A 7,052-nucleotide genomic window follows, 5' to 3' on the forward strand; every position below is an offset into this window, starting at 1 on the left:
AACATTGGAAGCAAATCCGAATTGTAACACTTAAAAAGCATAAATTTTTAACACCCATTGTGCGGATTTAAATATACCTCTCCCCCGTTTATGGGTGTTTATGTTAAAAATTCCCCCTTAATTTCACACTAAATACTTTTCAATTTTCCTGATACCATATTTTTACTTTTTTTACTATTAAAGCAGAAGCTGTTCAAAACTATTTTAATAACGAATATATGAGTTATATTTTTTTAAACCTTCTAAAAAAAGGTTATTTGAAGTGATGACATATTTTTTAAATGAATAGTCGCCTTCTATTTAAGGAACAAAAAAATTTTGCTGCCTCTTACTTACCTTGTTTCATTTAAACAAATCTATACACCCTAATCGACTGATTCATATTAAAACCATAAATATGCTAAAATACTACTTAGTACTTCAATCAATATGGTTATGGAGTGAAAAATTTGTTAAGAAACACACACCCTTTTAAGTTGAATGAAAATCCTTTTGGTGAATCGTTACCAGAGCAGATTGCTAAGTATATTTTAGAGAAAATCATTAAAGATGAATTACATCCAGGAGACAAGATTGTTGAGGAGTATATTGCCCAAGAGCTCAATACAAGTCGCGCTCCTGTACGAGAGGCTTTATATTTATTACAGATCGATAACATTGTTGAAAGGATTCCTAGAAAAGGAACGCTCGTTAAATCATTTACAGACTATGAAATAAGAGAGTATACCGAAGTAATGATTGGTCTTATTCAAATGGCATTAGATTTTACCAAAGAAAAATGGACACCAAATACCTTGCAATCACTGGATGAAAAATTTACCGTTATGTCTAATATGTTTCATGCTCGTGAATTACTGGGTTACCAAGAGTCCTCAAGCTTATTAACGAATTATATTTTTGAAGTTGCCGGCAATAAGGCTCTTAGTAAATTTTATTATGAATCAGTCTATATTCTTAATGTATTTGCTAAAGTTAAATGGACAAAAGAAACTATGATCAAATTCCATCCCAAAATGGAGAATATGGTCATTTTAATAAAAGAAAATCAAATTAATCGAGCAAAGGATATCATTCCTAATTTATTACTTGAAACTTTAAATAGTTAGAAGGGTTCTCCTTCTGAGCTCAAATTGTCGACAATCCACAAAGAGGATTATTATTAGAGTGTAACCTATTAATAGGGGGAAATAATAAATGAGTTTATCAGGAAAAGTTGCCTTAATTACTGGAGCTGCTAGCGGAATTGGGCTTGCAGCAGCAAAGGCTTTTGCTAAGGAAGGAACAAAATTAGCTCTTGTCGATTTAAAATTAGAATCATTAGAAAAGGCCGCAAGCTCGATTGAAGCGGAGGACATTCTTTTACTGCCAGCTGATGTGTCCAAAGAGGCAGAGGTTAAAAAGTATGTTGAGGAAACTAAAAATAAATACGGCCAGATTGATGTGTTTATCAATAACGCTGGGATAAACGGGAAATTTGGTCTGTTAGATGAACAAACCGTGGATAACTATCAAGCTGTCTTTGGTGTCAATGTACTTGGTGCATTCCTTGGATTAAAGTATGTCTTACCTATTATGAAGGAGCAAAGAAGTGGTGCAGTTGTCAACACAGCTTCAAACGGAGGACTACTAGGAGCTCCAGGTATGGGCATTTACGTTGCTTCTAAGCATGCGGTACTTGGATTAAATAAAACAGCAGCACTAGAAGCGGCAGATTATGGAGTACGGGTTAATGCTGTTGCTCCTTCAGGGGTGGATACACAAATGATGAAATCCATTGAAACGAATGCCATGCCTGGAAAAGAGAATGAGGCTCGAACTGCGTTTGAAAACAGCGTTCCTATGAAACGCTATGCAACACCTGAAGAAATTGCCGATCTTATGGTCTTCCTTTCTTCTAATAAAGCTTCCTTTATCTCCGGATCTTATTATCGTATTGATGGCGGACAAGGAGCTACATCCGTTTAATATTTCTGTGTATTTATTTCGTATAATATCTTTTTATATTTTGGTTAAACGGTTGAACATAAAGGCTGTTTTCGCAAACTTTGTTGCTATTTAACTATTAGTACAGAGTGTTGATTTCAGCTCCAGAAGATTGCTTTCCGCGGGGCGGGCGAAGGAGCCTCCTAGGCGTAAACGCCTGTGGGGTCTCACCTGTCCCGCTGCTCCCGCAGGAGTCTCGCAACCAGCTGCAATCAACCTTAAACAGTTTTCGTCAAACAACCTATTATAAATAGAACAATTTCTTAGAAAAGAGCTAAAATAAAAGTACCACACATATTAGGCAATTTGAATATGTGTGTTCCATTTGAATGAAGTTCTTTATTAAAGTATAATATTTCAATTGTATTCGATTACCCTCCTTGTCTGTCTATCACTTCCCCGCTTTCAGATAATCCCCTAACGATTGTTTCCCTGCCAATTTGAAAGTAATAACGCTTGCCGTGTTTTATTATTATTTCAGCTTCCTCAAATGTTTTATCTTCGCTAGATTTTGTTTCTGCCTTTACTATTTCAGCATTATTCACTTCACCGAAGACAACAGAAAAATCATGGAGTATGTCTCCATTGTTTTTATCAACATGGAGAGGTTCTATGTAAACAGTCATGTTTTCATTATCATAATGTGCCCATCCATGATGACCAATGTTTTCCCAGCCTTTACGATCATTCCCTTTAAAGAAAGCAACTGCAAGTGCTTCATAATTTGCATAAGGAAAGTCTTCCTTATCTGGTTCAGTCGTATACATAACGACAGTTACTCCATCATATTCCTCAGTGTGTATGATATGAATAATTTCATATGGAATACCCTTTTCAACCGCCTCTTGAAAGCTATCGTATTTGCCAAATTTAAAAATTAGAAGATAATAGCAAAAAAGTCAATGCTATTAGTGCAAAAGCAAATAACGTTAAACTAATTAACTTTTTCATTTTCCTCCTCCTATTGACCAACTTTTTCCATTTATTTATAATTAGTTTAACAAAAAAGAGTAAAAATGGAACCAAAGGAGATATAAATATGACGACATATGCAAGACCTCCTTGTTAAGATTTAGAGTCAAATCGTACACGTGCACCTCCAAATTCTGAATGACAATCAGTAATCAGAATGGAGAGGAGCTAAAATCATGGATTATAGGTCAAATATTTGGAAACTATATGTCATTCGTTTTTTTCAGAGCCTTATCCCTGCTTATGTGATCGAAAGGCTGTTCTGGGAACAAAGAGGCATGACGATTCAAATGGTTGTGTACACAGAAATTATTTTTGCGATTACCGTTGTTTTTCTTGAGGTTCCTTCAGGTATAATGGCCGACAAGTGGGGACGGAAAAACATGATTCTGCTTGGGTCCCTATTAGAAGCCAGCATGTTTCTCATCCTAATTTTCGCAACAGATTTCTGGCATTTTGCAGCCGCTATTTTTTTGTCGGGAATTGCCCGTTCTGCATGGAGCGGAGCTGAAAATGCACTGCTTTATGATTCATTGCTTCTAAATGGCAAGGAACACTTATTTGAAAAGTACCTTGGCCGATTGAATGTCTTTGATATAACGGCGGCGATACTTGCAGCAGTAAGCGGAAGTTTTTTGGCAAGCATGTTTACCTTTGAGATTAATTATTGGCTGTCACTTTGCAGCATGCTGCTATCTGTCAGCTTTTCGTTGATACTGATTGAACCATCAGTTAAAAGTGACACCGAAGAATCCGTTGCTTTTAAAGAATATATCATCTCTTTAGTAAGGTTCTTTAAAAGAAATCCAAGCGTTTGTCTCGTAGTCCTTTCCGGGATGGTAACAGGGGCTGCTCTTAGCTTCATTTGGGAATTTTGGCAGCTTTATTTGAACAGGCTGGAGATTCCAGTCGTCTTTTTCGGACTATTTTCAGCTATTTTTATGACCTTGAGCCTGCCTGGAAATTTGCTTGCCCATATGTTAATCAAAAGATTCAAGTACAGAACCTTGCTTTTAACGGTTGTGGCCGTGTTGGCTGCAGGATTTTTATATGTTTCAGTCATTAAAGATTTTACAGGTCTAGTGGCCATTTTCTTGATATTTTTGGTTTCAGGTATCATTGAACCAATTGTCAGCGGATATTTGCATCATAGAATGGACTCCTCCATGAGAGCAACCATTGATTCGTTTCAATCATTGGGGCTGAATTCAGTACTCATCATGACAGGTCTGGGGTTTGGCTATTTTTCCTCCACTTTGGATATTTTTGGAGGATTTGGATTTATTGGCTTGATTTGTGGAGGATTTTTCTTTTATTTTTTGTTTGCGTCAAAGCAGATAGCCCATTAAAGTAAATAAGGGCCCGAAGGAAAATTCGGGCCCTTTCTTTTATTTAGTCATTTCAATAATATCCGGATTTTTCTCCTTACGTGCTGCATCCAAAAGAATGAATACCGCCGATAAAATGTGCATAATCATTCCGACAAAAGGAATCCATCCGATCGCTGACGTTACAATTCCGAGAATATTGCCGTATGCTTTAACGCCAACTTTATTCGAAAGCACCAATACGACAATATGAAAAACTAGCATCACTAATAATGGAGTCCAGCCCAAGCCTATAATAATACTCCCACCTATAACAGGTATACCTAGAAACGCTTCAATTCCACCGGATATATACTTTAATGTTTTAACTGTTTGTCTGTTCATTTCTATCCACCTTTTTGTTTATGTTAATTATTAATACGGTTGAATATGAAATAGGTTTCAAAGTTAGGTCTAAATATTTGTTTAATTTCAAAAAACGAGTAATTTTCTTGATTTAACATTATTTCCGTTTTGACATAAAAAAGATACCTCTTCCGCAGATTTAAAAGGAAAGCGACTATGTAAAAAAAGTTTTATTGTAACGGTAAGAGTTTTTAAGCATAAAAAAGCGACGGTAGATTCAGCGATTAATTACGCTGAAGACCGTCGCTATAACGTTCTTAAAAATCATAATAGATACCAGTGGTCGGGGTCGAACCGACACTCCTTACGGAACACGATTTTGAGTCGTGCGCGTCTGCCAATTCCGCCACACTGGCATAATCAAAATCAATAATACTTATGGTGCCGAGGACCGGAATCGAACCGGTACGGTAGTCACCTACCGCAGGATTTTAAGTCCTGTGCGTCTGCCAGTTCCGCCACCCCGGCAAGGGTGTTGTTGTTGTAAAAATGGAGGCGGCAACCGGATTTGAACCGGTGATAAAGGTTTTGCAGACCTCTGCCTTACCACTTGGCTATGCCGCCATTTAAAAACTGGAGCGGAAGACGGGATTCGAACCCGCGACCCCCACCTTGGCAAGGTGGTGTTCTACCACTGAACTACTTCCGCAAATATTCAGCCGTATATTTTAGCCTATGCAAGAATAATGGAAATGTTGATAAAAAAATGGCTGGGCTAGCTGGATTCGAACCAACGCATGACGGAGTCAAAGTCCGTTGCCTTACCGCTTGGCTATAGCCCATTGATTAAGATTCAAGTTATGCTTCTTCTAATAAAATGGGGCGGCTGATGGGAATCGAACCCACGAATGTCGGAACCACAATCCGATGCGTTAACCACTTCGCCACAGCCGCCATTATAGTCTATTTGGCAGGGGCAGTAGGAATCGAACCCACACCAAAGGTTTTGGAGACCTCTATTCTACCGTTAAACTATGCCCCTATATAAATGGTGGAGGGGGGCAGATTCGAACTGCCGAACCCTAAGGAGCGGATTTACAGTCCGCCGCGTTTAGCCACTTCGCTACCCCTCCATAATTATGAAACAGTGCCGGCAAGAGGACTTGAACCCCCAACCTACTGATTACAAGTCAGTTGCTCTACCAATTGAGCTACACCGGCATTTAATGAGAAAGTTAACCTTAAATGGTGGCTCGGGACGGAATCGAACCGCCGACACATGGATTTTCAGTCCATTGCTCTACCGACTGAGCTACCGAGCCATTTAGTTTACGGCTTTCACTAAACTTCGAATTTCTTCGTTAACCCCATCACTCACATCCTCACGTATTCGCATACGCTCCGGTGTTCGCTCAGTCGTTTCCTCGACCTTCTCGCTTATTGAAACCCTTTTACTTTAGATTCAAATTTATAAAAATGGCGGTCCGGACGGGACTCGAACCCGCGACCTCCTGCGTGACAGGCAGGCATTCTAACCAACTGAACTACCGGACCATTTTTATTTTTTGGTTGCGGAGGCAGGATTTGAACCTGCGACCTTCGGGTTATGAGCCCGACGAGCTACCAGACTGCTCCACCCCGCGACGATAATAATATAATATATGGTGGAGGATGACGGGATCGAACCGCCGACCCCCTGCTTGTAAGGCAGGTGCTCTCCCAGCTGAGCTAATCCTCCGAAGCACAGGACGTTCAATTGCATGTGTTGCGACAGGATGTCGCGTAATTAACATGCCTTCATTTACTAATTGGTGACCCGTACGGGATTCGAACCCGTGTTACCGCCGTGAAAGGGCGGTGTCTTAACCGCTTGACCAACGGGCCAATTATGATAGTGGCGGAGAGCAAGGGATTTGAACCCTTGAGACAGCTTTCACCGCCTACACGATTTCCAATCGTGCTCCTTCGGCCACTCGGACAGCTCTCCAAAATGGCTCCGCAGGCAGGATTCGAACCTGCGACCGATCGGTTAACAGCCGATAGCTCTACCACTGAGCTACTGCGGAATATTGCTTAGCCTGGCAACGTCCTACTCTCACAGGGGGAGACCCCCAACTACCATCGGCGCTGAAGAGCTTAACTTCCGTGTTCGGCATGGGAACGGGTGTGACCTCTTCGCTATCGCCACCAGACAATTGTGACAAAAACTATTATACTATTTTGAAGGGATATTTCAAGTGTTTTTTAGAAAAACTTTTATATTCCTTCAAAACTAGATAACGATTATACAATTCATTCACTGAGCATACGCATTTGTATTAGGTTAAGTCCTCGATCGATTAGTATCAGTCAGCTCCACACGTCACCGCGCTTCCACCTCTGACCTATCAACCTGATCATCTTTCAGGGATCTTACGTTACAAA

At 39.8% G+C, this 7,052-nt stretch carries 5 protein-coding genes, 16 tRNA genes and 2 rRNA genes; 3 read left to right on the plus strand and 20 right to left on the minus strand.

What is annotated here, in order from left to right; genetic code table 11:
- Positions 1-449: 449 nt before the first annotated feature.
- Both WQ54_RS31935 and WQ54_RS14315 read left to right on the plus strand, forming a co-directional pair.
- Positions 450-1,106: a GntR family transcriptional regulator gene (locus WQ54_RS31935; protein ID WP_052737795.1), complete on the plus strand. Its 657-nt coding sequence runs from the start codon at positions 450-452 to the stop codon at positions 1,104-1,106.
- Positions 1,107-1,194: 88 nt separating this feature from the next.
- Positions 1,195-1,965 carry an SDR family NAD(P)-dependent oxidoreductase gene (locus WQ54_RS14315; RefSeq protein WP_046517618.1) on the plus strand — a complete coding sequence of 257 codons (771 nt, stop codon included), beginning with the start codon at positions 1,195-1,197 and terminating at the stop codon, positions 1,963-1,965.
- Positions 1,966-2,354: 389 nt separating this feature from the next.
- Here the strand turns inward: WQ54_RS14315 and WQ54_RS14320 are convergent, their stop codons facing one another.
- Positions 2,355-2,750, minus strand: coding sequence for a hypothetical protein (locus tag WQ54_RS14320; RefSeq protein WP_046517619.1), 396 nt, complete (start codon positions 2,748-2,750; stop codon positions 2,355-2,357).
- Between the two features lie 381 nt (positions 2,751-3,131).
- On the opposite strand from WQ54_RS14320, the gene WQ54_RS14325 reads away from it, so the two are divergent.
- Positions 3,132-4,304 (plus strand): MFS transporter, encoded by a 1,173-nt coding sequence (locus WQ54_RS14325; protein WP_046517621.1) that lies wholly within the window; start codon positions 3,132-3,134, stop codon positions 4,302-4,304.
- A 39-nt stretch (positions 4,305-4,343) separates the two neighbouring features.
- Here the strand turns inward: WQ54_RS14325 and WQ54_RS14330 are convergent, their stop codons facing one another.
- The 19 genes from WQ54_RS14330 to WQ54_RS14420 all read right to left on the minus strand — a co-directional run.
- Positions 4,344-4,667, minus strand: a complete 324-nt coding sequence (locus tag WQ54_RS14330) for a hypothetical protein (protein WP_046517623.1) — start codon at positions 4,665-4,667, stop codon at positions 4,344-4,346.
- A gap of 295 nt (positions 4,668-4,962) precedes the next feature.
- Positions 4,963-5,044 (minus strand) — tRNA-Leu (locus tag WQ54_RS14335).
- A gap of 23 nt (positions 5,045-5,067) precedes the next feature.
- Positions 5,068-5,156 (minus strand) — tRNA-Leu (locus WQ54_RS14340).
- Between the two features lie 22 nt (positions 5,157-5,178).
- Positions 5,179-5,252: transfer RNA gene (locus tag WQ54_RS14345), tRNA-Cys, on the minus strand.
- 10 nt (positions 5,253-5,262) lie between these two features.
- Positions 5,263-5,337: transfer RNA gene (locus WQ54_RS14350), tRNA-Gly, on the minus strand.
- 58 nt (positions 5,338-5,395) lie between these two features.
- Positions 5,396-5,470: transfer RNA gene (locus WQ54_RS14355), tRNA-Gln, on the minus strand.
- Positions 5,471-5,506: 36 nt separating this feature from the next.
- A tRNA-His gene (locus WQ54_RS14360) sits at positions 5,507-5,582 on the minus strand.
- 14 nt (positions 5,583-5,596) lie between these two features.
- A tRNA-Trp gene (locus WQ54_RS14365) sits at positions 5,597-5,670 on the minus strand.
- Between the two features lie 7 nt (positions 5,671-5,677).
- Positions 5,678-5,761: transfer RNA gene (locus tag WQ54_RS14370), tRNA-Tyr, on the minus strand.
- Positions 5,762-5,776: 15 nt separating this feature from the next.
- Positions 5,777-5,849, minus strand: a tRNA-Thr gene (locus WQ54_RS14375).
- Between the two features lie 25 nt (positions 5,850-5,874).
- Positions 5,875-5,950: transfer RNA gene (locus tag WQ54_RS14380), tRNA-Phe, on the minus strand.
- Between the two features lie 155 nt (positions 5,951-6,105).
- Positions 6,106-6,182, minus strand: a tRNA-Asp gene (locus WQ54_RS14385).
- A gap of 12 nt (positions 6,183-6,194) precedes the next feature.
- Positions 6,195-6,271, minus strand: a tRNA-Met gene (locus tag WQ54_RS14390).
- A gap of 19 nt (positions 6,272-6,290) precedes the next feature.
- Positions 6,291-6,366 (minus strand) — tRNA-Val (locus tag WQ54_RS14395).
- 71 nt (positions 6,367-6,437) lie between these two features.
- A tRNA-Glu gene (locus WQ54_RS14400) sits at positions 6,438-6,512 on the minus strand.
- Between the two features lie 11 nt (positions 6,513-6,523).
- A tRNA-Ser gene (locus WQ54_RS14405) sits at positions 6,524-6,615 on the minus strand.
- A gap of 4 nt (positions 6,616-6,619) precedes the next feature.
- A tRNA-Asn gene (locus tag WQ54_RS14410) sits at positions 6,620-6,694 on the minus strand.
- A gap of 10 nt (positions 6,695-6,704) precedes the next feature.
- Positions 6,705-6,820 (minus strand): 5S ribosomal RNA (gene rrf, locus WQ54_RS14415).
- 127 nt (positions 6,821-6,947) lie between these two features.
- A 23S ribosomal RNA gene (locus tag WQ54_RS14420) occupies positions 6,948-7,052 on the minus strand; the annotation flags it as partial.

The sequence above is a fragment of the Bacillus sp. SA1-12 genome, assembly GCF_000981385.1.
GTDB lineage: Bacteria > Bacillota > Bacilli > Bacillales > Bacillaceae > Metabacillus.